Origin of the sequence: Ktedonobacter robiniae, from assembly GCF_016587375.1 — a bacterium.
Classification (GTDB): Bacteria; Chloroflexota; Ktedonobacteria; order Ktedonobacterales; family Ktedonobacteraceae; genus Ktedonobacter; species Ktedonobacter robiniae.
Genome location: NZ_BNJG01000006.1, coordinates 136,341 through 161,547, shown reverse-complemented (window position 1 = coordinate 161,547; position 25,207 = coordinate 136,341). Strand labels below are relative to the sequence as shown.

The window sequence follows — 25,207 nt, the reverse complement described above, 5'->3', positions numbered from 1 at the left end:
GAGAGAGTAAGACTATGCTTGCGAAGAATATTCAGACCGCCTTTGACCGGGCCGGACAACGCATAACGCGCCCACGCCGCTTGATTGCGGATCGCCTGGCGGAGCTGGCTGCCAGCGGCACAGATTTCTCGATTGACAATCTATGGCAGGATCTGCGTCAACAAGATCCTCATTTTGGACGTGCGACACTCTATCGCTCGATTGAAGTCCTGGTCAAACAGGGATTGCTGGATCGAATTGCGTATGCCGATGGGACACATCGTTATCATGTCTGTCACGATAACACCCATTATCACCTGACGTGTGTTCAGTGTCGGCGCTTTGTTGAGGTCGATCTGGATGTCTCCGTTGAGCAGTTCGTCTCCGCATGTCACCAGACCGACTTCTCGCTCGAAGGGCTGACCTTGACACTCTTCGGACGCTGTGCGCAATGCCGAAGCCAAGCCTATCCTTCGTCACAGTTAGAGGCCTGTTCTCCAGGCGAACCTCCAGAAGAGATGAGAGAAGATGCTCCACGGAGAAAGGACCGCTCATGAACAGCAGAGAGAGCAATACTGATATCGTCCTCAACGTCATGAATGCGCTTGAGGTCAATGATCAAGAGGTTGTCGAGAGCTACCTGGCAGAAGCCTTCACCTTCTCCGGCTGGACGCCTCAACCACTTGGAAAGCCAGGCTTTCTCAGCCTGATCAGGCACCTGAAAGAGGGGATACCAGGACTCATATTCAACCTGCATAATATTCTGGAGGAGGACGAGACGATGCTTACGGGGACATTACGGATCTCCGGTTATCAAAGCCAGAGCTTTTCCCTGCAAGACATCGGACTCCCAGATGTTGCGCTCCAGGGACGCAGTATCGCATTGCCCTCCGAAGACGTCACCTATCGCTTTGAGCAGGATCAACTGGTAGCGTTCGCCATTGAGCCTGTACCAGGAAGCGGTCTCGCAGGGCTTCTGCATCAATTAGGGGTCGATCTTCCTGTCATCCAGTAGTGCAGGTCACTCGACCGGGAGAAGAGAAGACCTGTCTCCCTCGACGGGCGCAAATCCGTCGAAGATACACTCTTGTAAGTCTTTGGGGAGAGGAACATCACCAAGCAGACGCGCCTCAATATATTCGTAGAGCGCGAGAATCTGCTCATGTGTGTTGAGCGAGTGGAACCAGGTGGAGGTGCCGTCGAAGATGAGCAAGGCCACATTGGCCAGTGAACATGGTCCCAGGCACGCTGAAAAGGTCAGATGGACCTTGTTCCGCAGTTTGCGTCGCTCCCACTCCTGGTGATAGAGGTCCTCGGGGACGGGAGCGAAACCGCGCTCGGTCTTTCCACAACAACACCCATGTGCACAGATAAAGAGCTGTCCTCGTTTCTGCACTACTTTGATTAATTTTCCATCTTCTCGCACAACTGGCGTGCTTGTTACGCGCATTGAACGTTCCATCTGTTACCTTTCTGGACATACGAAAGAGAAAAACTCGTCGCGTGCCAAGGGAGGTCAACGGCACACGACGAGTCACGAAGAGCAAGAACTAGTTGGAGGGTATCTTTGTCTGCTCAGGAGTAGCTGGCTGCGTGCAGGTTTGGAGCTGTTCCGCAAGCCCGGCTTTCTCAAGATTTTGCCCGATGAAGACAGCACGCAACAAATCGCGCCGCTGCAACTTGAAGGGGCGAATACGCAAAAAGCCAGGGGTGAACTGGAAGACATGAATGGCCTGTGGATCATCCACAAAGGTCACGAAGCCCTTGGCACGATAGATCTCCTCGGGCAACTCACGCAGGAAATGCTCAAACCTGGCGCGCTCTACCGGCTGATCAAGGGGCAAGCCCACGGTATGAAGAGATTCATGAGCGTGTCCATGCTCATGATGATGCTCATGTGCGTCATGTTCATGCTCATGCTCATGATGATGCTCGTGTGCATCATGTGTGCGCTCGTGCTCCTCCTGATGCTGAGGAGCGGGAATATGCTCCAAACGCTTCTCTCCCAGATGCAGCGCGTGCAGAAGCAAGGCCTCGACGCCCTCTTCGGGTAATCCCTCGACGGCGGGAAAGACCTGCGCTTTGGGGGCATAACGTGGTACCCACTCCAGCAGGGCTTGGCGCCACTCCGGGTCGATTAAGTCACATTTGTTCATAACCAGGACATCAGCAAACTCAATCTGCTTACGCGCCAACTCCAGATTGCCTGCCAGTTCAATGATGCGCTTGCTATCCATCACCGAAATGATGCCGCCAACAACCACCTTCTGCCAGAGGAAGGGAGCCGTCAATTCGTCAAGCATATCTGCCGGATCAGCCAGGCCTGTTGCCTCCAAGAAGACCAGGTCAACATCTGGGCGGCGTGCCATCTCCAGAATCGCGGGGACCAGTTCCTCGCCCGCCGTACAGCACACGCAGCCATCGGTCAACTCGGTCATCGCGAGTCCCTCGTCACGGAGCGCCTCGCCATCGATGGAGACATCGCCAAACTCATTGATAATGAGACCTGGCTTGAGGCCCTGCTCGACGCACCAGCCAAGCATCTCACCCAGCACAGTGGTTTTGCCACTCCCCAAAAAACCGACGAGCACATACACCGGAATGCGCTGATCAGTACGCTTGTGTGCGAGCATGCTCATATGCGTCCTCTCTTTCTACTTGCCTCGTGGTGGTGTACACACAGTGACCAGTCCGCCCTCAGTGCCAATCGCGACATACTGATCGTCGGGCGACCAGGAGAGTTGGCTGATACCGGAGCCGAAGTCGGCCTGCACCAGTGGGCGGCGTGGACGCTCAACATTCCAGAAGATCACTTTTCCCTCGTTGCTGGCGGTGGCGATGAGTGAGCCTTTGTGCTGAAAGGCGAGCGCCGTAATCAGGTTGGCGTGCCCCTCAAGCTCAATGGGCTTACTTCCAGCTGGTCCCTTGCCCGAGCAGTCCCAGACCGTCGCCGTCTGGCTGCCACCCGTTGCCAGGTAGCGCCCGGTACTGTTCCAGGACAACTCGCGTACCTTGGTTGGATAGCCCCACATTTGCAGGTCTTCGCCGCTCTGGAAGATCCAGAAATGCACGGTCGCATCCTGGTCGCCGGTCGCGATATGCTTGCCATCGGGACTCCAGGCCATCGTCAGGATCGAGCCTTTCCACTCGAAGCGCTCCAATGGCTCATCTTTGTCGATGCTCCAGAACGTGAGGCTCCCATAGGCCGCCGAGGTCAGTACATTGCTGGCAGGCTTCCAGCCAATGTCGGCGATGGTGCTGCGATGATCGGGATACTCACGCAGCAGTTTCCCCTCCACCGCGTCCCAAAGACGGAGCTTGCGCCCAGCTGCCGTGGCGAGCAGGTTCCCCTGATGGTTCCAGGCCAGGTGCTCCACCCAGGCACCGCCACCAGGCAGCGAGCAGCGCTCCTCGCCCGTCTGCGGGTTCCAGAGCTTGACCTTGCCATCCTGTCCCACACTGGCAAGGACACTACCGTTAGCATTCCAGCCCAGCTCACAGGTTCCAAAGCCATGACCTGTTAAGGTATGCGCGACCTGCCCCGTGCTGCCGGAGAAGATCGTAATAGGACCACTGACCGAAGCTACCGCTAGCCAGCGCCCATCGGGTGACCAGGCCAGGGAATTGACATGGTCATCCAGGTGCGCCACCCACCGCTGGCTCGAGGTCGGATCCAGTAATCGCTTGGAATGAGGTTTTATGCCAGGCATGCCTTGAATCCTTTGTTCAACTGTTCGCGATTGAGGTTGCGCCCAATAAAGATCAGTGAGTTGCGACGGGGCGTGCTCCCCCAGGGGCGGTCAGGACGGCCATCGAAGAGCATGTGAACGCCCTGGAAGACATAGCGCTCCTCAGCCCCTTGGATACTGAGCACTCCCTTCATACGGAAGATATCGGGACCCTGCGTGCGCAACAGTTCGCCCAACCACTCATTGAGCTTACGTGGATCGAGGTCACCCGGAACATCAATGCCCACAGAGGAGACTTCGTCGTCGTGTTCATGCTTTGGCTTGTAGTCGTGTGCCACCACAGGGGTCAGAGGACCACGCTCAGCGCGCAGTTCGAGCTGAAATTCTGTGGGATGGTGCTGGGTGTAGAGGGCATAGAAACCAGGCTGCGCAATCGCGAGCGTATAGTTGAGTTCCTGGCCCTCCAGCGCCAATTGATAGAGGATATCTGTTCGCTCAAGCACTTCACCAGGGCGGCGCACCTGCTCGTCATTGGAGAAGAGCAGCACTGCATCCATCGTGCGCGCTGCTAGGTCGTCAGCCGTGGCATTCTGGACAGGCAGGAGCGCAACATTGATCTGCGGATCAGGGCCAGGCTGAAGCGCGAGCTGATACGTTCCCGCCTCAAGTGCATAGATGCCGCCCCACTCGAAGGGATACTCTGGCTCCATGAACTGGGGATCAACCTCCATGGCCCGGTCCAGGTTGAAGCCACCCACATGGAGGATCTTCTCAACATCAATCTCAGCGTTGTGCGTGCGGTAGATCTTCGCGGCGGCATTCATGCTCTTGATGCGTGCCTCAAGCCGGTCCACATCCTCGGGGGCAACCAGGTCGATCTTATTGAGCAAGATTACATCGGCGAAGGCGATCTGCTCCTTGACCTCGCTGCTGTCATCAATGTGCTCCCAGACGTGTTTGGCGTCCACGAGTGTCACAATGCCATCCAGACGCATCTTGCTCTGCATCTCGTCATCAACGAAGAAGGTCTGAGCCACAGGGCCGGGATCAGCCATGCCTGTCGTCTCAATGAGGATGTAGTCAAAGCGATCTTTGCGCTTGAGCAGGTTGCCCAGAATGCGGATGAGATCTCCGCGGACCGTGCAGCAGATGCAGCCATTATTCATCTCAAAGATCTCTTCCTCCGCCCCAATCACAAGATCCTGGTCGACGCCGACCTCACCAAACTCGTTTTCGATCACCGCAATGCGCTTGCCATGCTCGACGGTCAAAATAGAGTTGAGGAGGGTCGTCTTCCCGGAACCCAGAAAACCTGTCAGAACGGTCACTGGGACCTGCGTTTGTATCGTCATACGTATCTATCCTTTCTGTTCATCGTGCTTCCTGCTCAAGAGTGTAGGTATTGCTCCGAGCCTGATCTTCTTGTGTATGTGTTTTGAGTGCCAGATGATGGTGCCCGTTGTTGAGCAGTTCCCCATCACACGAGGGGTCAACCAGCAAGGAGGGCGAGTTTGGCTCTGCCGAAAGGGCCAGGCTCCAGATCTCCTGGATGGGCTGCCAGCCACAATGGCGATAAAAGGCCTTTGCCCGCGCGTTTTGCGCCGTGACATAGAGCTGCATATGCGAGGCTCCATGCTGTGCCGTCCAGTTCTTCGCCTCCTCCATCAAGCACTGCGCCAGTCCTGCACCCTGGAAGTCTGGATCGACATAGAGCGCGACCAGTTCCACCCAGGCGCGATGGCGAAAGAGGGGCGAGTCGAGGTGGTTCTCTAAAAGCAACAATCCCACAGGCCGCTGCCCCCTCCAGGCCAACAGCCAGAACGTGCCCTCGCTCTCATGCGTGCGCAGAAAATGCTCCCTCAATAAGGCTTGCCAGCCATCGGCCAGCGCAAACTGTGCATTGAGCGAGGCGTTATAGGCATGCAACGCGGCAAAGAGCGTCGCGACAGCCTCAAAGTCATCGCGCGTGGCCGGAGCAAGACGCAGACGTTCTTGTCCGATCTCCTGCAAACGTTGGTTCACAATCACATGTGGTCCTTTCCAGGGTCCAAAGTATCTCTGTACAGTGACTCAGGCACGTTGTGTGCGAGGTGGCGATGGGAAGCAGCAGGCACACCCGCTAGGATGCGAAACGGGACCGGAACGTTGAAGCGTGCTCTCACGCTCCTCCGCCCTGGCTCTGGCAGCCTTCTTAAAGGCAAAGCGCGAAAGCTGACGTACCGCTACTGTTGCGCACGCGGGACACCACGCCGTATCATCGGCCTCACGCACCGGTCGTAACTCGTCAAAATGAGTTCGGCACGTGGGACACACAAACTCGTACATCGGCATAACACAACTTCCTCTTGGTCTGCTAATGATATAAAGTATCAATAGCGAGATCTTTAGCAAGTATACTGGATACGGTCACGTTCTGTCAATGATACGCGATATCATTAGCAATCTCTTGGTGAAAAATGAGTACCTGAAGAGAACACCATTCCTGATCTTCATAGCCTCTGCCAGGAACGCTCACAAGGCGGCTCGGCAAAAAGGAATCTTACATAGCCGTCAAACAGTATATAGCAATTTCTTCGTAAATAAGGCGTAATATCAATATTGGCACCAAAAACCCTTGCTTTTCTCTCATGCGTATGGCATACTCTAAGCAATAAATGAGATCTCGTCTCATTTGCAAGAAGAGGTGGATGTGAGGCGGTATGAAAATTGCGCTGTTGTGGCTCCCGTCTCTGGCGCGTGCGCGAAGAAAATACCGTGCTGTCCTACTTTGGTCGCACTTTCCAACGGGGTCACGCTCCTGGTGACGGGGCCATTCCAGGAACAGGATCTGGGACTCAAATGCTCTCACTCAAAAGTGGGTGCGGTAGAACTGCTCCTCAATCACTGTGTTGAGGGGTCAGATGAGTACGTCGTCGTGGTTATGACGGCTGGTGTGGATACCTTCACTTCTGGTTTGTTCACACGCTTTGATCTGACGTTCCTGGTCGTTGAATCTACCAGGAATGCACTTGGTGTCTATCGCCAGCACGCTGAATATGCGTGCGGCTAGGACGTGAAATTGCAGGTCATCGCGAACAAGGTTGAGACCGAGGAGGATCTGGCCTTTGTGCGTGAGCAGGTGAAGGATGGTCTCCTCACCTGGTTTGGGCGCTCAGACTATGTGCGAGCAATGGAGAAGGGAGATGTTCTCCCGTTCACCTCCCTGGAAGCAGGCGCCCATTCCGCGCTTACAGCCATGAAGCGGGCTGTGGATAACTGTCAACAGGACTGGGACAAATTCTACCACCAGGCCGTCGAGTTTCACCGTCGAAACGCTCTTGCCTGGATGAATACATACCCTGGGGAAGATGTCACCACGCAGATTGCCCCTGACTTTTCCTTGAGCACATTGCTCACCTCTCTCTCGTTGTAAGTAGAACGACTGTTCTCCCCTCGCTTGAGCAGAGAACGTCAGCAGCAAAAAGGAGTTTCACAATGTCTCTCACGGTTTCCCCAACATTATTGGAGCAAGCCCAACAGGGTACTGTCTCGCAGAACGATTTTCTGGCCTGTATCAAGGACTCACTTCCCTATGCCTGGAATCTCATCGAAGGACTCGCGGGCAAGCTTCATCAGAGTGAGGCCAGCTTTGTTGACAATCAGACGCCACCTCCCAGCGAGCAGGCACGCGGTCAACTGCTGCGCGTCCTCGCCAGTGACTCCATGCGCACCGCTTTAGAGAGCCATTTTGGCGTCAAACTGGCGTTCCAGAACTGCCATCGTGTCGCGCTCTTTCAGAAGGACCAGCTTGACCAGGAGAGCTACCAAGAGTTCGTTTCGCCTAGAAGTCAACTGCTCAACCAGAGTCCTGAACTCATTGATTGCTAACGAAGCAAAAGGGAACACCTCAATGCCGAGGCGTTCCCTCCTCGCCTGTTTCTTCAACTGATGAAATTCTCCCCACCTATCTGGGGGGTTGCATATCCCCCCGAAACGGTGTACTCGTTTCGGGGGATATGCAACCCCCCAATGTTCAGCCGAACGTTGGGTCACAGATCACTGGCTCTATTTCTACGAGTGTAGCGTGGGCTGCATTGGGATCTTGAAGGACTGGCTGCTACGCGCAGTTTCAACAGCCCTTGATGATGGCGTGAGTAGGCTTTCCCTGGATTGTGTCCAGGACCATGCCCTTCCTGTGGATATCTACCGGCAAATGGCTCTGGATGCCTATGAAGGAGAGCAGCGACTGAACCACACCGAAGTCAACCGGGAACATGTGTGGCAGCTTTTGCAAGGAGGTGAACTGATCGCTCCCGTTCCCCCGCTTCCTCCACGTGAGACGTCTGACACATGGTCCTCGGCGCAGGCGCAGGCTTTGAGTACGACACAACCATCAGAGGGAACGGAGCCTGTGGATGTCCCGCGAGCGGCTAACAGTGAGGCTGTACCACCACCAATCAAAAAGATCCGCACGCGCAAGAAGGCCGAGGCAGCTTCTGGTGAAGCCGCAGAGCCAGGAAGCCGAATCCAAGTTGAACCAGCAGAGACACCCCCTGTCACTCCACCAAAACGGAGCCGAAAGAAGAAAACGGGAGACGAGACCGGTTCCCCCAAAGATCAGGGGTAGTGTTGCAAAAAAATTTGAGCGGAGAAAATGGAGCCAGTAATTACAGCACAAGAATCATTATTCTAGAGAAAGGGCGCACGTTTTGCATCTTTTACTAGTGAGGTATGTTTGTGTGTACTTCAATTTGCAGAGCTTTAATTTTTTGCAACACTACCTTCTCGCACGCCTTTCGGGTCCAGTGGTTTCAGAAGTCCCCAATTCCGTTCAGAAGTGTTCTAGCAACCCGTAGCTGCCTCCTAGACGCCGGATGTTTTGTGTCCTACTCTCTTGTACAGCAAGTTCGTATCCACATTGGGATAATCTCCCATCTGAATTTACAGCAGATGAGACCAATATCATCGCCTTTTGGCTGAAGTGTCTCAACCGATTTCACTTCTTTCAGCTGACGACGCTTCCAACAGAGGTTCCTCGCGTCAGCATAGGTCGCAGGGTTAGCCCGACTTCTCCGGTCGGTTCCAGATCATCGATACATTGTCAGCGGGCTTCACACCTCCAAGAGTGCCGCTCTTGGACGCATGCTGTATTGTTTTCCGACTTTGACTCTTGTGAGAGTACTTCAGATCGTGAAAGCAAACAATCAGTGAATATATTTCTGCCTGCTTGCTAAAAGCAAGCAGGCAATGTAAGTTCTCTTGTTCGCTTGTTTCAAGCAATTAGCCAAGCATTCAAACGAGCGCCTGCTCGTTTGCTCGATGCTCTTCCTTTTCGTCATGTATACTCCAGGATAGGTGATCGTTTTCTCTGCCCTCCACTTCTCAGGAAGGCGATGCTATGGAAGTCGAATATGTTGGAAAGCGTGCTCACCTCTTCCACCTGCTCCAACAGCATCCTGAGTGGACCCTCCAACAATATGCTGATGCGGTCGGCTGTTCTCAGAGCATGGTGTGTACCTGGCGACAGCGGTTTCGAGAAGCTCAAGCTCAGGGAACACTTGATGCATCCATCTTCTTTTCTCGCTCTCGTGCTCCTCATCACCACCCGCCTCGCATTGACACTGAAGTCAAAGAGCGGGTGCTTTCGATCCGCCAGTCTCCCCCAGAGCCGTTGCAGCGTACTCCTGGGCCGTGGCTATCCTGTATTACTTGCAACGCGATGAAGCCTTGCAGGCAAAAACAGCCCACTTGCCTCGTTCGACACGCACCATCTGGCGCATCCTGGATGCTGCGGGAGCCATTGAGCGCGACTCTCCTCGCCAGCGTTCTCCTCGTTTGCCAAGAGCTCCATTGGAAGAAGTGCAACTCGACTTTAAAGATGTTCCCACCGTTCCTGTTGATCTGCATGATCCTGATGCCCGCGCGGCAACACGTGATCGAAGTCTGCAATGCGGGTCGACGCTGGCACCTCTCTCCTCCTGCACGCTCAAGCTCATGAAGACTTCCATGCCGAAACGGCGTTCCAGGCGGTGGTCACCTTCTTGCGTCGCTACGGCTGTCCCAGCATCTTGACCTTTGACCGCGATCCTCGTTGGGTAGGCAGTGCAACGGCACGCGATTTTCCCTCGGCCCTGTGCCAATTTCTCTTGTGTGTTGGCGTGCAGCCCAACGTCTTGCCTCCCCGCCACCCAGAACTCAACTGCTATGTGGAAAGATATCATCGGACCTACAAGGAAGAATGTCTGTTTGTGCATCGTCCTGGAACCCTCGAAGAGGTTCGCAATGTCACCGAGACCTTTGAGCACTTCTACAACACGCAGCGTCCTCATCAGGGGCGCAGTTGTGACAATCGTCCTCCCAGCCAGGCGCATCCTGTGCTGCCCACCTTACCCGCGCTTCCAACCGTCGTCGATCCGGATGCCTGGTTGCAAGCAGTTCACGGGCGGACCTATGCACGACGTGTGAAGTCTGACGGCCGCGTGAGCGTTGATGGGGCCGACTACTACATCAAGCAGGCCTTGGCTGGACAGCTCATCACCTTGTGTGTCAATGCTGCCGAGCGCTGCTTCGAGGTCCTGCAGCATGAGAGTATCATCAAGCGGCTTCCCATCAAAGGGCTGCAAGGCCAACGCATGCCGCTGGATGACTACATTGCCTTGATGCAAGAGCGCGCCCGTTCAGAGGAACGACAACGCTTGATACACCTGCGACGGCGACACCTCCAAGCTCGATAATCTTTGTGTTTGCTTGCGGGAGTTGATTCGTCGAGGAGACTGCTGTCCGCTTTTCTGCTTGCTCGTTTCCTCTCTATCGCTTGATCGCCTGCTTTTCTCCCTGGTTGACCCTTCCCTCATGCTTCTTGCTCATGCTCTCGTGCTTACTCGTTTGCTTGTTGCTTAGATGCTTGTTTTTTGTCATCTCAAGTACTCTTGCAAGAGCTGAAGTCGGAAAACAATACACATGCCGCTTCGCCCTTCCATCGCTATCCAAATGGAGTCCTCATGGGCAACACTTCCGCTCGTTAGAGGGCGCACGCGAATAAGTTGACAATATCCCCTCGAGGTCAGATCTGCGGCAAGAAATGTTGCTGACCCACCAGCAGCCTGGATTGCCTCGACGACAGCCCTTCCCCGTTGCGCGTTGCGTCCGGTAATCACTACCTGGGCCCCTTCGCGAGCAAATGCTTCAGCAATCGCCTGTACAATCCCTGAAGTGGCTCCTGTGACCAGAGCCGTTTTCCCCTGTAAACGCATAAATCTCTCTCCTTACTTATAGCAATAATGTAGTGGACTTGTGACCCTTCCCTGGTGAAGAATCTGTCCTGCTTTGATGTGGCCAATGGTGTCATCCCTCGCGTCGCAGCAGTGTTTCTGCTGGCGGATGACCTCTGACGCCCGGAGTATACTGGAAGCGCGGAGAGGACGTCATAGGTCGAAAGAGCTATTGTTGGGAGCAGTGACAGCCGGGACCTGGCACGAAAGTTCTAGTGCGCAACTTGACGTTCCTGGTCAGTTGAAGCGAATGAGCAAGAATGCAGCCAATCAGAAGAGTCATGCCACAGTGAGAGGAACAGAGAGCTCTTTCATGGACAATGGCACTGCATGCATGTTCCAAGGAGTTGATCTGCTCATCGCCAAAAGGCAAACAACAGGGAGCAGAAAGGAAGAACGAGTATGGGCCACGAGAACCATAAACCTCACAACATCGCGCCAGAGCCGGTCCTACGCTCATCCCCTTATCCTCTGCTTGCGACCAAGTTTCTTCCCCCCGTATTCACCCATGAGATCGTTGTTCGCCCACGTCTCCTGGCCTTGCTCAATGCCGGCCTCCACCGACGCCTCATGCTCATCTCCGCCGCCGCAGGCTTTGGGAAAACCACGCTGCTGGCAAGCTGGGTTCGCACGTTTCCTCCAGACCACCCGCCAGTGGCCTGGGTGTCGCTTGACGCAGGCGACAACACCCCCCTGCAGTTTTGGATGTATGTTTTGAGTGCGTTGGAACAGTGCCGGCCCGGGCTCTCGCCTCTCCCCGTTGCCTCCTTGTCCGAACAGCCACAACCTTCCTGGCAAGCTATGCTCACGGCTCTCGTCAATAACCTAGCCCGGCAAAGCGAACCCTTGGTGCTGGTATTGGATAATTATGAGGAGATGACAGAGCCCACCATCCAAGCCCAGCTTGCCTTCCTGCTTGAGCACCTGCCGCCCACGCTGCGTGTGGTCCTCTCAACACGGACAGACCCTCCCTTTTCCCTTGCCCGGCTGCGCGCGCAGGCCCAGGTTCTGGAAGTGCGCACCGAGCAATTACGAGCAACGAGCGAGGAAATGACCGCCTTTCTGCGCCAGGTGATGAATCTTCAGCTTTCCGAGCAAGACAGCCAGGCAGTGGACGCACGCCTGCAAGGCTGGTGGGCGGGCATGCAGCTGGCAGCGCTTAGCTTGCAGGAGAAGGCGCACCCTACCGACCTGCTGCAAGCGCTCCAGGGAACGCAGCATGAGCTTTTCGAATACCTGGTGCAGGAGGTGCTTCATCGCCAATCAGCGCAGGTGCAGAGCTTCCTCCTGCGAACGTCCATCTTATCCTGCTTGCACACCTCCCTGTGCAATGCTGTCCTTGAGCAGCAGGATAGCCAGCACTTCCTGGAGGAAATAGAACGGGCCAATCTCTTTCTCAGTCCACTCGACAATCAACACCAGTGGTATGCCTACCACCCCTTCTGGGCCGCGGTCCTGCGTGCGCAGTTGGAGCAGACCGCTCCCGCAGAGGTGCCTGGCCTGCATCTGCGGGCCAGTCAGTGGTATGCAGCGCAGCAGATGCGCGGCAAAGCGATCCAGCACGCGCTGCAGGCGCACGAGTGGTCCTGGGCCGCGTTGTTGATGGAGCAGATTCCCCGTCAGGACCTCTGGAGTCAGCTCGAGTACGCGTTGCTCCCTTCCTGGATGGAGCAGCTTCCCCGCGAGGTTCTGCGTGAGCGGCCTCGTTTGTGCCTGGCCTCTGCCCAGAGCTTGTTCTGGATCGCTCCGCCAGAAGTCACCGAAAGCTGGGTGCGCGATGCCAGACGCGCCTGGACACAAGCTCATCTCCGGGAAGAACAGACACCCACGGCGCGAGATGCACACGGACCAGAGGCTCCACTCCATCTTCTGGGGGAAATCGCCGCCTTGCAGGCCACGATTGCGGGGTTCTATCATGGGGATGCGGGAGCAACGCGAGCTTTTTGTCAGGAGGCCCTGACCCATCTTGAGGAGCAGCAATGGGCCGCACGAGTCCAGATGGCGTTTGCCCAGGCTCGGGCGAACGTTTCTCAGGGGTATGTCGAGCGCGGTGTCCTGCAACTGCAGGCTGAATGGAGCCGGATCAAAGCGAAGGGCGATCAAACACTCGAGAGTATCTACTGGCGCGAGGCCGTCTGGGAAAGCACGATGGCGGGAAAACTCCACCAGGCATGGCAATTGAGCCAGCAAGCAATTCATGCACTCCAAACTCTTAAGGGACCTCAGCCAACGCAGATATGCTGGCCCTATACCTATCAAGCCAGGATCTTGCACGAGTGGAACCGATTAGAGGAAGCCCACCAGCTCGCGGAACAGGCAATCGAGCTCGGTGAACAGACCGAACTTCTGGCATTTTTACCCCTCGCCTATACCCTGTTGTTGCGGATTACCCTCTCGCAAGGGCGCTTGGAGGAGGCCACAAATGCCTCTCAGCAACTGGAATACACCTGGCGTAACTCACCGTCCCCCTATCGCACAGCGATCTGGAGCAGCGTCGATCAGATGCGTTTTTGGCTGGCAGGTGGCGATCTGGAGCAGGCACGACGCTGGGCGAGAGAGGTGCGGCAGGGAGATCCGCTGGACTCTCCGCTGGCACGGGAACGACAGAATGTTGCCCTTGCGTACTTACTGCTGGCCGAATCCCAGGCGGACCAGGCATTAAACTTGCTCATCCCCCTGGTAGAACGGGCAACGGTCACGCAGCGGTGGAACCATGTGCTGGAAATGTGGCTCTTGCAGATCCAGGCGTATCACATGCTTCAGCGGCAGCGAGAAGCCTTGGCTCTGCTGGCCCAGGCGGTGCACCTGGCGGCGCCAGAAGGGTACATCCGTCATTTTGTGGCTGGGGGAGCGGCCATAGCTGCATTGCTCTCCCAGCTCAGGGAACAGGAGCTTCAGGAGGAAGATCGCCTGTATCTGGAAACGCTTTTGCGTGTGTTCAACCAGCAACTGCCGGCCCAGCCAACCCATCTGGAAAGCGAGCCATCTCCAAGCCCACCCCAACCGTTGCTGGACCCGTTAAGCGCGCGTGAACAGGAAGTGCTCCGCTTGCTGGCGCGTGGTGCCTCGAACCAGGACATCGCAGAAGCCATGGTGGTCGCAACCAGCACCGTGAAGCATCATATTAGTAATATCCTCAGCAAACTTGAAGCTACCAATCGCACCCAGGCAGTAGCCCGCGCGCAGGCTCTTGGCTTCCTTTCTTCAGCCCCCCTTGAGTGAGAGCGTGCTTGCCAGAGGCAGGTCTATCAGGCAGGTCTAACCCGAATAGAGTAGGCTGACCAGAGAAGTCGAGTTGCGCACTAGCACTTTGGTGCTGGGTTCCATTTGTCACTTCTCGCCTTCCAATAGCTCTTTCGACCCATGACGTCCTCTCTGCGCTTCCAGTATACTCCGAGAGTCAGAGGTCACCCGCCAGAAAAAACGCTGGTGAGACTCGCTGGATGATTCTTTTCCTGAAGAAAGCAGGGGCGTTCTTCTTGATAATGATGAGGTATGTGAAAGGGGGGCACAGCGTATGTCGTTACTCACCAAAAAAAGAGTGCGGAAAGTGGTGGAAGAGGAGCACTGTGCGTTGATTGATGCGCTCCCCCAATTTGTGTGGATCATCCGACCTGATGGCTCTATCGCATACACGAACCAACGTTGGCGCGACTATCGCCGTCTGCTGTCCCAACGTGCTGAAGAGCAGACGGAGTGCCAGCATCCGCCTTTCGATGGCTGCCCACCCGTTCAAGACAAGCAGCCCATGCTGCCCCACGCGGACTCCTGCCCTGAGAAAGAGATCTGGCTTCAAAATCTCCACCCTGAGGATAAAGAGCGTGTCCTGGAACTGCAGCGCCAGACATTGGCAACGGATGAATCCTACGAGTTTGAGTATCGCCTCAGGGATGGACGCACGGGCGAGTATCGCTGGTTCTTATCACAGCATGTGCCACTGCTCAATGAAGCAGGGCAGATTGTCCAGTGGTTGGCCACCTGCACCGATATCGAGGAGCAGAAACGAGCCGAGCAGCAACTCAAAGAAAGCCAGGAGAACTGGCAGCTGTTGGCTGAAACGGTGCCACAGTTCGTGTGGACAACGACGCCAGATAACTCGGCGACCTACTGTAATCAGCACTATCTTGACTACGTTGGTGCCTCCCCGGAAGACGTTTTGGGCTCTGGATGGCAGCACTTCGTGCACCCGGATGATTTGGAGCGCACCCTGGCGGTTCGACAACACTCGCTCGAAACGGGGAGCCCCTATGAAATTGAATATCGTATCAAGGACAGCGAAACAGGGAGGTACCACTGGTTCTTAGTCCGCGCGCTGCCGGTGCGCGATGACGCAAGCCAGATCGTTAAATGGTTTGGCACCTGCACCGATATCGATGAACAGAAACGGACGGAGGAAGCCTTACGCCAGAGCCAGGAGACCGCGGGCGCCCTTGGGAACTCCAACATTACCGGGATCTATATCAGCGAAGGCGAGCAGATTGTGAACGCCAAAGACACCTTTCTGCGCATGACCGGCTATACTCGCGAAGACCTACGTGAAGGACGCATGAGTTGGTGGCACTTGACCCCTCCGGAAGGTCTGGCTCGCACCTTAGAGGCCGGCCAGGAACTGGCTACCCGGCAATCGCTGACACCTTATGAGAAAGAGTACGTGTGTCAAGATGGCAGTCGCCTGCCCGTGCTCGTGGGCAAGGTCGTCTTACCGCATTCCCCACCCCAAAGGATCGCCTTTGTGCTGGATAACTCGGCGCGCAAGGAACTGGAGCAACGGTATTGTCAACTTAAAAAATTTCGTTGATGAGCTTTCACTACTTCGATGCCAGATCAACCAGCATTCTCGAGCAACCAAGGCAAGAAAAAGGGCGCAATCCACACGTTGAGGCCTGTTTCTCTTCTATAAGCTCTACAATTTTAATTAAGTTGACAATACCGACCAGACAGACCCAGGCACCAAGCGAAGCGGAGTATGTGTCTCCCGTGACCCGAACCTGGCTGCACGCGCAGCTCGCTCCCACGATTGAGGGCTGAAGGTGCAGGTCCACCAGGACAGAGCAGCAGCCCGACGAGAGGCGCCGGTTCCCCAGGACGAGCGTCTCTCCATCAAGGGCCTGAATGGCTTGTTTAGCAGGATCGGCGTGCTGACCCCGAGGAGATCGTCCTCGAGATCAATGAAGTCCCCTTGGCGGAAGCGCGCGTCCGACGCGAGGAGGTCATTGGCCAGCCGCTGGCCGAAGCCCGGTGGTGGTCCTGTGCTCCGGCCAGTCAAGAGCAGTTGTGTGCCGCCATCGCGCGAGCTAGCAGGGGAGAAACCGTGCGGTTCGAGACCCTGGTTCAGTTCAGGGAAGGCCTGGACCGTCACCAGGACGTCGAGATCACCCCGCACAAAGATGCGGATCACCACATCGCGTACCTCGTCTATGTTGGGATCGATATCACCGCGCGCAAGCGCGCCGAAGCGGAAATCCATGCCCTCATCGATGCCATTCCCCAGCTGGTCTGGACTGGGTGGCCGGACGGCTCTCAGGACTCGTGTAATCAACGCTGGCGCGACTATACCGGCCTGAACACCGAAGAGGCCCAGGAGGGGGAGGGATGGATGCAGTATACGCATCCTGAGGACCAGCAACGCGTCCTAGAGACATAGCAGCGCGCCGTCCAGACCGGCGGGGTGTATGAAACGGAACTGCCTGCGTCATGGGACGACCGGGGAGCATCGCTGGTTCTTAGCCCGCGCCATGCCGGTACGTGATGAAAGAGGCCAGATCATCAAATGGTTTGGCACCAACACCGACATCGAGGACCGGAAACAGGCCAAGCAGCAACTCAAAGAAAGCCGGGAGCACTTGCGCGTGCTCGCCGAAATGGTGCCGCAGTTGGTGTGGAGCACAGGAGCGGACGGCTTGACGGAAGACTGGAATCAACGGGTTGCGAACTATTTCCATGCGACGCCAGAGCAGTTACGAGGGTATGGCTGGCGTCAGTTCCTGCATCCAGAGGAGTATGACACGTGCGCGCAGTCCGGGACCGCTCACTTGTAAGGATGGTAGCCGCCTGGACATGCTCATGGGAGGAGTGGCCTTTCATGGGGAGGTGCTCCAGGGCATCGGCTTTGTGCTGGACAACTCAGCCCGCAAGGAGCTGGAGCAGCGCAAAGATCACTTTCTGGGGATGGTCAGCCATGAACTCAAAGACGCCGCTCACGTCCTTGAAGCTGCAAACGCAACTATTACGAAAGCAACTGGGAAAGCAAGGCATCGACAACGCGGATCCCGTTCTTTCCCGGATGGAGGCACAACTCAACATGGTTACCCGATTGGTCGGAGAGTTGCTCGACCTCTCCAAAATTCAGGCTGGCACCCTGGAGTATGCCCAAGAAACGGTGAATCTGGACGACGTGCTCCAGGAGGTCGTTGAGATCGTGCAACAGATGCAGACGACCCATACTATCGTCGTGCATCGTGCCGCGTCCCCCCCGCTTCTGGTCGGGGATAAGGACCGGCTCGAGCAAATGTTGCTGAACCTGATCAGCAACGCGATCAAATATTCCCCAGGAGCCAACACAATAGAGGTGGATATCAAGACATCCGAAGAGGCCGTGACGCTCAGCGTGCATGATCAGGGTATCGGCATTCCACAAGAGCAGCGCGAGAAAATCTTTGAGCGCTTCTATCGGGCGGTTGCTCCACATCAGCGCGCCTTTCCAGGCCTCGGAATGGGCTTGTATATTGTCGCGGAGATTGTGAAATACCATGGAGGATCCATCACGATGGAGAGCGAAATGGGAAAAGGATCGACTTTTCAGGTGACGCTTCCCCTGAAAAGAACATAAGGAGCGCACATGTATACGTCCCAGCCACAGGCATGTAGTGATGTTATAGTTGTCAAGAGTATTCTCATTGTCGAAGATGATCCCATCCTTGGCAATCTCCTGCTGGAAGTGCTCCAGGAGGAGGCAATCTATCAAGGGCATCTTGCTCCGAGCGGCGAGATGGCGCTGATTATGCTGCAAACGATCACGCCTGATTTGTTTCTCCTAGACTATCATCTCCCTGGGATGAATGGGCTGGAACTCGCCGACCAGTTGCAGCGGAGAGAAGGAGGTGAGCACACACCCATCCTCCTGATGAGTGCCGATTTGCCACAAGAAAACGGCGCCCTGGATCATCTCAGAACGCTGCAAAAACCCTTTGATCTGGAGACGCTGCTGCAATTGATCGCACATCTTCTTGCATGAGAAGGACAAGAGTTTTTTAGCAGAAAGAGATGGTGATCGTATCATCCCTTTCTGGTAAGGGATGGTGATCCTTGCCGCCATTCCCCTCATTGCAGGTGTATGGCTGCGTTACGTCGGCCTGCTTGGCTGTGTTGCAAAAACACGAAGAGGAACACCAAGAACGGAGTTTCACCGTTCTTCTGCTGTGTTTAGATAGCCACTCCGAACAGTTCTGCGATAAACGCTACCTGTCTCAAGCTGTCTCCTTTGCTTACGCTTTGCATCTGTCCTTTTCTCATCATGTTTATTGCTTCATATCTCTGTAAAGTCTGCCAAGCCGTCTCGAACGAAAAGAAACCCATGCCTGGTTTCACCAATCGCTTCATGAAACGATGGTCTTGTTCGACCAGATTATTGGGATCTTCCGCAATTTCCGTGCTCCTGCTAGGCTGCGAGCAAAAACCGCTGACGACGCAAAATGGCGTTGAGCCGTACGGTGCGCTGAGCAGAGACTGCAACCACCTCTGGAAGTCGCTCAGCGAACGTGAGGCGAGGACACTGCGCATTCTGGCAACAAAACGCCGTACCAAAAGCTTCGGTTGAATGGCCCGTCTACTGCTTGGGAGATCACGAGGCGAACGAGTGTAGTAACTATGCACGCACTGACTTACGTGCTAGCAGGATGGACAAAGAGCGGTTGAACTGGTTGAATGACCACCGTATTCTCAACAACAAGCACGTGCTCGATTTCAAAACCGGGAAGCGAAAAGGGAAGATGAGACAAGAGAGCCACCTTGAAACGAAACTGGGTTGAACATGTTCTTCATCTTTCTTTACGAATCAGGGTTGTAGTTTGAGCACGGAAGTTGCGGAAGATCCAACTATCGGGATGGTGTCGGTACATTAGCCTCGCCATCAGTGTCAGCGTAAAACCACATAGGATCAAGTTCTCTAGCAAGTATCTTGCTCTTGTAAATATACTGTATACCTTGATCTCTGTCCTTAGGAGCAGTTATCAATCCCGCCTGGAAAACGGACACTTACTGAAAGCATTTCCAGGTAACAGAGATACGTCTCCTGATCTTGCTATCAATCTTAGTATATCCCTGACTATTGCTCTCATCAGCGAAAATATATAAAAGTAGCTACCACTGGTTGTGCTAGGTTCCCGAACAGATAAAAGCAGAGCAAGTAACGGTTGCAGAGATAATATATCCAGACAGGAGGGTACCTCATGAGCATACACTCCAATCTTTTTACTGTAAATGATCAGGCATTCCAAAAGTTTATTAACCAGCCTGATCAGCCCGTCATTATAGATTTCTGGGCGCCCTGGTGTGGGCCCTGTCGTGCTATCGCTCCTGTCTTTGAGCGCTTGAGCGATCAGTATCAGGGGAAACTGCGCTTTGCCAGAATGAATATTGACGAGAATCCCAATGCTGCTCAGACTCTCGGCATTCAAGCCATTCCTACACTGATCGTTTTTTACAAAGGGAACGTGGTTGAGCGCATCGCTGGTCCAAATCCTGCTCAATTGCAGTCTGTGATTGATCGCATTCTGGCGAAGATATCAGGCTCGGTTTCCTGATTGGCTTATAGTGCTCCATCCCTCAAAGGCGATAACAAAAGAGGCGACGCAAGTGGCGGCGCCTCTTGGGAGGCCGTCCCCAGATCCAAGGCTCGCTCGGTTGTTGAGTTGGGTCGTGGCCGCCTGCATGGCTTGTTCGATCTCATCGGCGTTGGCGAAGCTCTGGCCGGCGAGCGCATCACGGCGGAACAAACGCCACCAGCCTCCTTGCAAGTTCAGCCAACACGCGCCTTTCGGATGAAGACATGCTGGAGACGCGGATGCTCCGCCAGCCAGGTGTGCATCTGCAGGCTATTATGACTGCTCAGATTATCGGTAATGAGAAAAATGTCGCCAGCGGGGTTGTCCGTTTCGATCATTTTGAGCAATTCGATGTAATTGGTGGAGTTGCGCGAGGCGGCACACCGCGAGAACTCTTTCGGCTGATTGACTCTTTGTCGTTACCATGTTATATTAGTACCAATATAACATGGTAACGACACCTAAAAGAGAGAAATATGATGGGTCAGATTGAAGAAAATGCCAGTCAGCATGGACGGACTATTCCCGTTGAGCGGGTGCAAATTGGCGCACGCATGGAAAAGAACTTGGTCAAAGTCCTTAAGATATTGCTGAAGCGGTCGATGATAATGCCCAGTTGCCTCGAGAAGAAGATAGCAGTGCTCAAGAGGACAGTAGCTTCGTATGCGTTCAATGAAGGTGTGGAAACCTTCGCGGGAATTCTCAAAAACGAGCGCGGGACATGCCTCAAAACGCTCGTGGCGTTCAAGGAGTGTTCTGGAGAGAAAGCCTGCAACGTGCCGAAACTTGCCGACATCAACACCAATATAAACGGCTTCCTGTCGCAGGAGAGGAATGGTTCTCAGATCCGGCCGTGAGAGAAGCTTTTTTGCCATCATATTGCCTCTTTATGGGAGAAAAACACATTGGCGAGAAGATGACTGGTCGAGTTGACTCTGCCCATACAACCAGAGAAAAGGCCGTGGGTGGATAGGCAAGGAACTGTGGAGACGCAGCTCCCACAGACAGACCAGGGGTTCTTCACGGCCCCACAGACGTATCAGGGGTCCCACATCGTCTCCCCCACTGAAAACCAAGGGGTCTACCCACCTCTTCTAAAGGAGTCTTCAGTTCCCGGCTTGAAGGAGCTAATTTCAAGCTGCCTATCCATCTCCATAGTATCTCAATGGTATTCCTGCTGCAATCTCAACGACAGGACGCGGAAAGCATGATGCTTTCAGGAAGCAAGACCCTTCCCCTTTGCAGCAAACCGTCTCCACCTGGATGCTCTGTGATGGACGACTCGTGCCGAGACGAGCGAACGAGGGATATACCGCAGAGTTATTCGTACACGCTCGTCTCGTTTGCCAAGCCTATCACAGGCATCCAGGTAGTACAGTTTGCTGCACCACCCCAGGTGCCTCAACTCACTCACTCAGGATGCCCGCAGAGCAGAATCTTTCTTTTGTGTATGAGAAAGATCTCGTCTGTCCTCTTCTAAAGCGGTTTGATGCCCGCTACCAGGAAAGGCTTCGGGACCATGCTCAGCCAACTCCTTGCGCCATTGGTGGATAGAGGTATCAGAAATGCCTAGCGAACGCGCAATCTGCGTAATCGGTTTTCCACTCGTCTGCGCCAGCCTCACGGCTTCCCACTTAAATTCGGGCGGATAGGTCTTCTGCTTTTTCTGCATGATCTCGTTCCTCCTTCGAGAAGAGTATATCCGAAGATTTCACTACTCTACAAAAGTGAGGCAAGCTCAGCTCAACATGGCAGAAATATGAAGAAGAAACCTTCTGTTTGCTTCTTTGGGAAGTTCTCTCAGAAGGTTTCTCAACAGTGATACTCTATGCACTTTGCCACCACAATGTAGCTCATCGAAATGGTGCCGTAGTGCTAAACACTTACCGATATTTTTACTATGCCAGTCAGTTATGAATGAGCCCCTATCAGAACAGGTTCTTTCTGTTGGGTGAGGTAGTGTTGCAGACGCTCTTCTCCCCTGATACTCACCATAAAGGTCACAATATCTCCAGGCTCAATGACGCTACTTCCTCGCGGGAACAGCAGTTCACCTGCACGTCGAATGGAAACGACTAAGCTTTCGGCTGGTAACTGTGCATGACGCAAGGCAACACCAGCTAACAGCATTTCTGGCTCGATCACTGATTCTATCATGACCGTACCATCGACCATCCCTCGCATGCGTCGCGCGTCCTTGGCTATCGTTTCTCGGTAGAGACGAACGACATGCGAGACCGAGATCAACCCAAGTACATTCCTGGATCCAGTGAGCCCCTCCGCATCTACCACAGGTGCCCAGCTCACGCGGCGTGTGCTCAGCCCTTCAAGTGCCTCATCAAGGGTATCCTCAGGATAAAAGGTGAGAATATCCGATTGCATTGCCTCATTGACAAATTGATGCGCTCGTTCTTCTGGCGGGATACGCTCAATATCTGCAAGTGTTAACACGCCAACCAGGTTGCCGTTTTGATCTATTACTGGCGCACCGCTTTCAGCATGCTTTGTAAGCAGATCTTCTGCCTCCGAGAGGAACTGTCCAGGAGCGAACTGGAGAATGAGTGGTTGCATAGCCTTGCTGACAGCAAGCGTCGAAAGAAGCGGGAAAGAAAGCTGGAGCCGGTGTGCAGGTGAATCTGCACGGGTTGGCACCTGGCTGGTATACATCGTAGTGCCTCCAACCAGAATGGTAGCAATACCAACGGCAATCATCGCAGGAGCCAGCATAGAGAGGTTTCCAGTCATCTCAGCAACCATGAGCATGACCGCGAGTGGCGCATGCGCAATTCCCCCAAACAACGCCATCATCCCAACGATCACAAACGGAGCTGGCGTGTCGGGTATCCCTGGAAAGACGTGATAACAAAGACGCCAGAAGCATGCACCAACCATGCCTCCAATGACCATACCGGGACCAAAGATACCACCCGACCCGCCTGAGCCAATCGAGAGGCCTGTGGTCACAATCTTCGCAAACGGCAAGAGTAAAACCACCCACAGAGGAAGCGAGAGGAGCCCTTGCCCCATACTCACCTGAACCCAACCATAGCCCATGCCTAATGCTTGCGGCATCACCAAGCCAATTAAACCAACAAGCAAACCGCCGATGGCTGGCTTCAGCCAATTGGGAAGCTTGAGACGATGAAAAAGATGGGTGAGCCCATAGAAGCCGCGTGCATAGAGCAGTCCGAGCAAGCCACAGAGAACGCCAAGTACAACATAGTAGAGCAATTGGGGGGGTGAAGTAAAGGCGAGGTTAACTGGTGTAGAGAAAATGGGTTGCCACCCAGACCAGGCCCCAAAGACACTGTATCCGATAATGGAGGCCATGAGGGCGGGAATGATCGCCTCTACCTCCAGGTCATCTTTATAAAGGATCTCAGCAGCCAGAATTGCTCCACCCAAAGGGGCGCGGAAGATTGCCCCGATCCCGGCCCCAATCCCAGTGGCAAGTGCGATACGGCGATCCTGGGCATCCAGTCTGAGAACCGTTGCCAGGATCGAGCCAAAGCCTGCGCTGATCTGGGCCGCCGGGCCTTCACGTCCTGCTGATCCTCCAGTTCCAATGGTAATCGCTGAGGCCACCAGTTTGACCAAGGGGATACGCGCTCTAATCGCCTTCCCCCGATGGAAAGCACCAATTGCGGCATCAGTTCCATGCCCTTCTGCTTCAGGTGCCAGGCTAAAGACGATAATACCTGAGATCAATGCACCAAGAGTGGTCACGACGGGGAGAAGCCAGGGGCGCGCGGAAGACCAGAAGGACATTACAGCTGTCTGTTCTCCCTCCCCAGCAGGGCTGGGAGGAAGATAGCCGATAAGATGTCCAAGAAAAAGATCCGTTGCAAAGTGGATGGCAGCATAAAAGGCAATGGCTCCTATACCAGCCACGACTCCAATCAACGTGCTAATGAACACCCAATTTAGTAGGTATCGGGGGCTTTCAAAGCTGCGTGCCCCTCGCCTGATATAAAAAAGACGGCGCAAAAAGGTCACCATAGCAGATGAATTCATAAACGCAAAATCTCCTCCTGAAAGAGCATTCTTTCATTTTTCTCCAAAATATGAGTGGGCAGTCATTCAATAAAAGCGCAAAAAAAGAGAACGGCTGTCATCCTATGCAGATCCAATGCCCTGGACAAGCGTTTCAGCAATCAAGCTTGCCTGTTGAAGAATAGCTTGTTCAGACTGTCCAAGGACATTGGCGGAAAGCACGTAGGATTCCATAAGCGAGAGTATCATCAGGGCAGTTGCTTCAATATGAGGACAACGGATTTCACCGCGCGCCTGGCTTTGCTCAAGCATCAAAGCGATGGTCGCGAGGTAATCGCGTAGAAGTTTCGTGGCCTCGGCCTGGAAGGCACGGTTGACTCCATACAGTGCACTCATATAGACATTAAAGCTATCGCGTTCTTCCTGAGCAAGGTGCGTAAAGGCGCGGAAAAGACGCTCCAGCCGTTGTTGCAAGGTTCCATCGAGAGCGATAGCTGTACGGATAGCGAGAATATGATCTTGTGCAATATAGCGAAGCATAGAGAGGAATAATTCACGCTTGTTTTCAAAGTAGAGATAAATGGTTCCCTTGCCAATGCCCGCTTGTTCGGCAATGGTGTTGATATTGGCCTGATCAAAGCCTAGACGCGCGAATTCGCTTGCAGCCCGGCGAATAATATGGCGGCGGGTCGCTTCACGCATGTGTTCATCAACAACTTTTGGCATGGGCTCTCCTCTCCCCATCGCTTCACAAACAATGCATCAAAAAAATGGGCTATTGGTCATTTTTCCTTTCTGTAGTATAGGACAACCAACCTCGTCCTGTCAAGCCAACGATGACTCCATATAAGAGATGATATAGGTCGTTTCTTCCAGTGTGACAAAGGGAAATCTAAACGTGTTTGTCCATGTAGCGATAAGGAAGAGACGGTTGCCGAGGAGGCACAGTTAGGCGAGAAAACGAGCCACAAAGCAGCGCATGTATGATAACAGCTCATGCTGATTTTTTCGTGCAGGGGAGCCCTTTCCCTGGCACTGGTCCTGGCTCTGCCCATGGAGATTCCTCATCGCTCAGTCTTAGTGATTTCTACCTATGCCGTGGTCTTCTTTACCTTGCTGATACAAGGGATTACTTTGCGCTGGTTCCTCAAACGTATCCCTTCGTTACAAGCGTCTCTTCCGAGCGAGGGAGGAAAGCCTTCATCGGAGGAGCAGGTAGCTGAGGCTTCAGTGTAGTATCTGGTGATGCAAGCGCAATGGTGGCGCATACAGTTTCGCGAAGATGAGCAGAGCAGTAATCGTACTCACGAGTGCCCATAGAAGCGCATAACATAAGTCATCCTAAATTTTTCAGGGATGAGCTTGCCAAAAGAGCCCTCCCGAGAGACACTTGAGAAAACACGATTTTCCACCTCAAGTGCTCTGCAGGAAGGCTCGACATATCACAGGGCTCGACATGTCAATTCAGTATCTC

Annotated in this window: 23 protein-coding genes and 5 pseudogenes; 15 read left to right on the top strand and 13 right to left on the bottom strand. The window is 54.3% G+C overall.

Annotated features, from left to right (window positions below; all coding sequences use genetic code 11):
* Positions 1–14: 14 nt before the first annotated feature.
* Both JMJ04_RS44615 and JMJ04_RS44610 read left to right on the top strand, forming a co-directional pair.
* Complete coding sequence (locus JMJ04_RS44615; protein WP_201376798.1) at positions 15–536, top strand: Fur family transcriptional regulator; 522 nt, start codon at positions 15–17, stop codon at positions 534–536.
* The gene (locus JMJ04_RS44610) at positions 533–994 is read left to right on the top strand and encodes a nuclear transport factor 2 family protein (RefSeq protein ID WP_201376797.1); all 462 of its coding nucleotides are present in this window, start codon (positions 533–535) and stop codon (positions 992–994) included. The genes JMJ04_RS44615 and JMJ04_RS44610 overlap by 4 nt, the downstream gene beginning before the upstream one ends.
* 6 nt (positions 995–1,000) lie before the next feature.
* Here JMJ04_RS44610 and JMJ04_RS44605 read toward each other — a convergent pair whose 3' ends face one another.
* The 6 genes from JMJ04_RS44605 to JMJ04_RS44580 all read right to left on the bottom strand — a co-directional run bounded on the left by JMJ04_RS44605 (position 1,001) and on the right by JMJ04_RS44580 (position 5,999).
* Entirely contained in the window at positions 1,001–1,429 is a 429-nt protein-coding gene (locus JMJ04_RS44605; protein ID WP_007917833.1) for a (2Fe-2S) ferredoxin domain-containing protein, read from the bottom strand.
* Between the two features lie 100 nt (positions 1,430–1,529).
* Positions 1,530–2,618, bottom strand: coding sequence for a CobW family GTP-binding protein (locus tag JMJ04_RS44600; RefSeq protein WP_201376796.1), 1,089 nt, complete (start codon positions 2,616–2,618; stop codon positions 1,530–1,532).
* Positions 2,619–2,633: 15 nt separating this feature from the next.
* Complete coding sequence (locus JMJ04_RS44595; RefSeq protein WP_201376795.1) at positions 2,634–3,689, bottom strand: WD40 repeat domain-containing protein; 1,056 nt, start codon at positions 3,687–3,689, stop codon at positions 2,634–2,636.
* Complete coding sequence (locus JMJ04_RS44590; protein ID WP_201376794.1) at positions 3,677–5,020, bottom strand: CobW family GTP-binding protein; 1,344 nt, start codon at positions 5,018–5,020, stop codon at positions 3,677–3,679. Before JMJ04_RS44590 ends, JMJ04_RS44595 begins: the two co-directional genes overlap by 13 nt.
* A gap of 19 nt (positions 5,021–5,039) precedes the next feature.
* Entirely contained in the window at positions 5,040–5,690 is a 651-nt protein-coding gene (locus JMJ04_RS44585; protein WP_236039162.1) for a GNAT family N-acetyltransferase, read from the bottom strand.
* Positions 5,691–5,738: 48 nt separating this feature from the next.
* Positions 5,739–5,999, bottom strand: a complete 261-nt coding sequence (locus JMJ04_RS44580; protein ID WP_201376792.1) for an FmdB family zinc ribbon protein — start codon at positions 5,997–5,999, stop codon at positions 5,739–5,741.
* A gap of 358 nt (positions 6,000–6,357) precedes the next feature.
* On the opposite strand from JMJ04_RS44580, the gene JMJ04_RS44575 reads away from it, so the two are divergent.
* From JMJ04_RS44575 to JMJ04_RS44550, 6 genes are all read left to right on the top strand, one after another.
* Positions 6,358–6,717: an ATP-binding protein gene (locus JMJ04_RS44575; RefSeq protein ID WP_201376791.1), complete on the top strand. Its 360-nt coding sequence runs from the start codon at positions 6,358–6,360 to the stop codon at positions 6,715–6,717.
* A gap of 3 nt (positions 6,718–6,720) precedes the next feature.
* Positions 6,721–7,080 carry a hypothetical protein gene (locus JMJ04_RS44570; RefSeq protein ID WP_201376790.1) on the top strand — a complete coding sequence of 120 codons (360 nt, stop codon included), beginning with the start codon at positions 6,721–6,723 and terminating at the stop codon, positions 7,078–7,080.
* Positions 7,081–7,142: 62 nt separating this feature from the next.
* Positions 7,143–7,535 carry an SCO5389 family protein gene (locus tag JMJ04_RS44565; protein WP_201376789.1) on the top strand — a complete coding sequence of 131 codons (393 nt, stop codon included), beginning with the start codon at positions 7,143–7,145 and terminating at the stop codon, positions 7,533–7,535.
* Between the two features lie 196 nt (positions 7,536–7,731).
* Positions 7,732–8,274, top strand: coding sequence for a hypothetical protein (locus JMJ04_RS44560; RefSeq protein WP_201376788.1), 543 nt, complete (start codon positions 7,732–7,734; stop codon positions 8,272–8,274).
* 771 nt (positions 8,275–9,045) lie between these two features.
* Positions 9,046–9,645 (top strand): helix-turn-helix domain-containing protein, encoded by a 600-nt coding sequence (locus tag JMJ04_RS47795; RefSeq protein ID WP_236039161.1) that lies wholly within the window; start codon positions 9,046–9,048, stop codon positions 9,643–9,645.
* Positions 9,596–10,381: an integrase core domain-containing protein gene (locus tag JMJ04_RS44550; protein WP_236039160.1), complete on the top strand. Its 786-nt coding sequence runs from the start codon at positions 9,596–9,598 to the stop codon at positions 10,379–10,381. Before JMJ04_RS47795 ends, JMJ04_RS44550 begins: the two co-directional genes overlap by 50 nt.
* Before the next feature lie 273 nt (positions 10,382–10,654).
* Here the strand turns inward: JMJ04_RS44550 and JMJ04_RS48350 are convergent.
* Positions 10,655–10,900, bottom strand: a pseudogene (locus tag JMJ04_RS48350) (SDR family NAD(P)-dependent oxidoreductase); the annotation flags it as partial.
* Between the two features lie 420 nt (positions 10,901–11,320).
* Here JMJ04_RS48350 and JMJ04_RS44540 point away from each other — a divergent pair.
* From JMJ04_RS44540 to JMJ04_RS44525, 4 genes and pseudogenes are all read left to right on the top strand, one after another.
* The gene (locus JMJ04_RS44540) at positions 11,321–14,140 is read left to right on the top strand and encodes a winged helix-turn-helix domain-containing protein (RefSeq protein WP_201376787.1); all 2,820 of its coding nucleotides are present in this window, start codon (positions 11,321–11,323) and stop codon (positions 14,138–14,140) included.
* Positions 14,141–14,465: 325 nt separating this feature from the next.
* A pseudogene (locus tag JMJ04_RS44535) lies at positions 14,466–15,689 on the top strand (PAS domain-containing protein); the annotation flags it as partial.
* 125 nt (positions 15,690–15,814) lie between these two features.
* A pseudogene (locus JMJ04_RS44530) lies at positions 15,815–17,747 on the top strand (ATP-binding protein).
* Positions 17,748–17,756: 9 nt separating this feature from the next.
* On the top strand, positions 17,757–18,152 hold the full coding sequence (locus JMJ04_RS44525; RefSeq protein ID WP_201376761.1) for a response regulator: 396 nt from the start codon (positions 17,757–17,759) through the stop codon (positions 18,150–18,152).
* Positions 18,153–18,340: 188 nt separating this feature from the next.
* Here JMJ04_RS44525 and JMJ04_RS44520 read toward each other — a convergent pair.
* A pseudogene (locus JMJ04_RS44520) lies at positions 18,341–18,547 on the bottom strand (DDE-type integrase/transposase/recombinase); the annotation flags it as partial.
* A gap of 818 nt (positions 18,548–19,365) precedes the next feature.
* Here JMJ04_RS44520 and trxA point away from each other — a divergent pair.
* The gene (trxA, locus tag JMJ04_RS44515) at positions 19,366–19,719 is read left to right on the top strand and encodes a thioredoxin (RefSeq protein ID WP_201376785.1); all 354 of its coding nucleotides are present in this window, start codon (positions 19,366–19,368) and stop codon (positions 19,717–19,719) included.
* Here trxA and JMJ04_RS47790 read toward each other — a convergent pair.
* Positions 19,702–19,911 carry a hypothetical protein gene (locus tag JMJ04_RS47790; protein ID WP_236039159.1) on the bottom strand — a complete coding sequence of 70 codons (210 nt, stop codon included), beginning with the start codon at positions 19,909–19,911 and terminating at the stop codon, positions 19,702–19,704. The genes trxA and JMJ04_RS47790 overlap by 18 nt on opposite strands.
* 23 nt (positions 19,912–19,934) lie before the next feature.
* Positions 19,935–20,078 (bottom strand): hypothetical protein, encoded by a 144-nt coding sequence (locus tag JMJ04_RS47785; RefSeq protein WP_236039158.1) that lies wholly within the window; start codon positions 20,076–20,078, stop codon positions 19,935–19,937.
* A gap of 138 nt (positions 20,079–20,216) precedes the next feature.
* Between JMJ04_RS47785 and JMJ04_RS44505 the strand changes: the two genes are divergently transcribed.
* Entirely contained in the window at positions 20,217–20,597 is a 381-nt protein-coding gene (locus JMJ04_RS44505) for a hypothetical protein (RefSeq protein ID WP_201376784.1), read from the top strand.
* A gap of 566 nt (positions 20,598–21,163) precedes the next feature.
* Here the strand turns inward: JMJ04_RS44505 and JMJ04_RS44500 are convergent.
* The 3 genes and pseudogenes from JMJ04_RS44500 to JMJ04_RS44490 form a co-directional block, all read right to left on the bottom strand.
* Positions 21,164–21,412: pseudogene (locus tag JMJ04_RS44500) on the bottom strand (transposase); the annotation flags it as partial.
* A gap of 239 nt (positions 21,413–21,651) precedes the next feature.
* The gene (locus tag JMJ04_RS44495; protein ID WP_201376782.1) at positions 21,652–23,754 is read right to left on the bottom strand and encodes a chloride channel protein; all 2,103 of its coding nucleotides are present in this window, start codon (positions 23,752–23,754) and stop codon (positions 21,652–21,654) included.
* Positions 23,755–23,856: 102 nt separating this feature from the next.
* The gene (locus JMJ04_RS44490; protein WP_201376781.1) at positions 23,857–24,459 is read right to left on the bottom strand and encodes a TetR/AcrR family transcriptional regulator; all 603 of its coding nucleotides are present in this window, start codon (positions 24,457–24,459) and stop codon (positions 23,857–23,859) included.
* A 270-nt stretch (positions 24,460–24,729) separates the two neighbouring features.
* On the opposite strand from JMJ04_RS44490, the gene JMJ04_RS44485 reads away from it, so the two are divergent.
* Positions 24,730–24,969, top strand: a complete 240-nt coding sequence (locus tag JMJ04_RS44485; RefSeq protein WP_201376780.1) for a cation:proton antiporter domain-containing protein — start codon at positions 24,730–24,732, stop codon at positions 24,967–24,969.
* Positions 24,970–25,207: the final 238 nt, after the last annotated feature.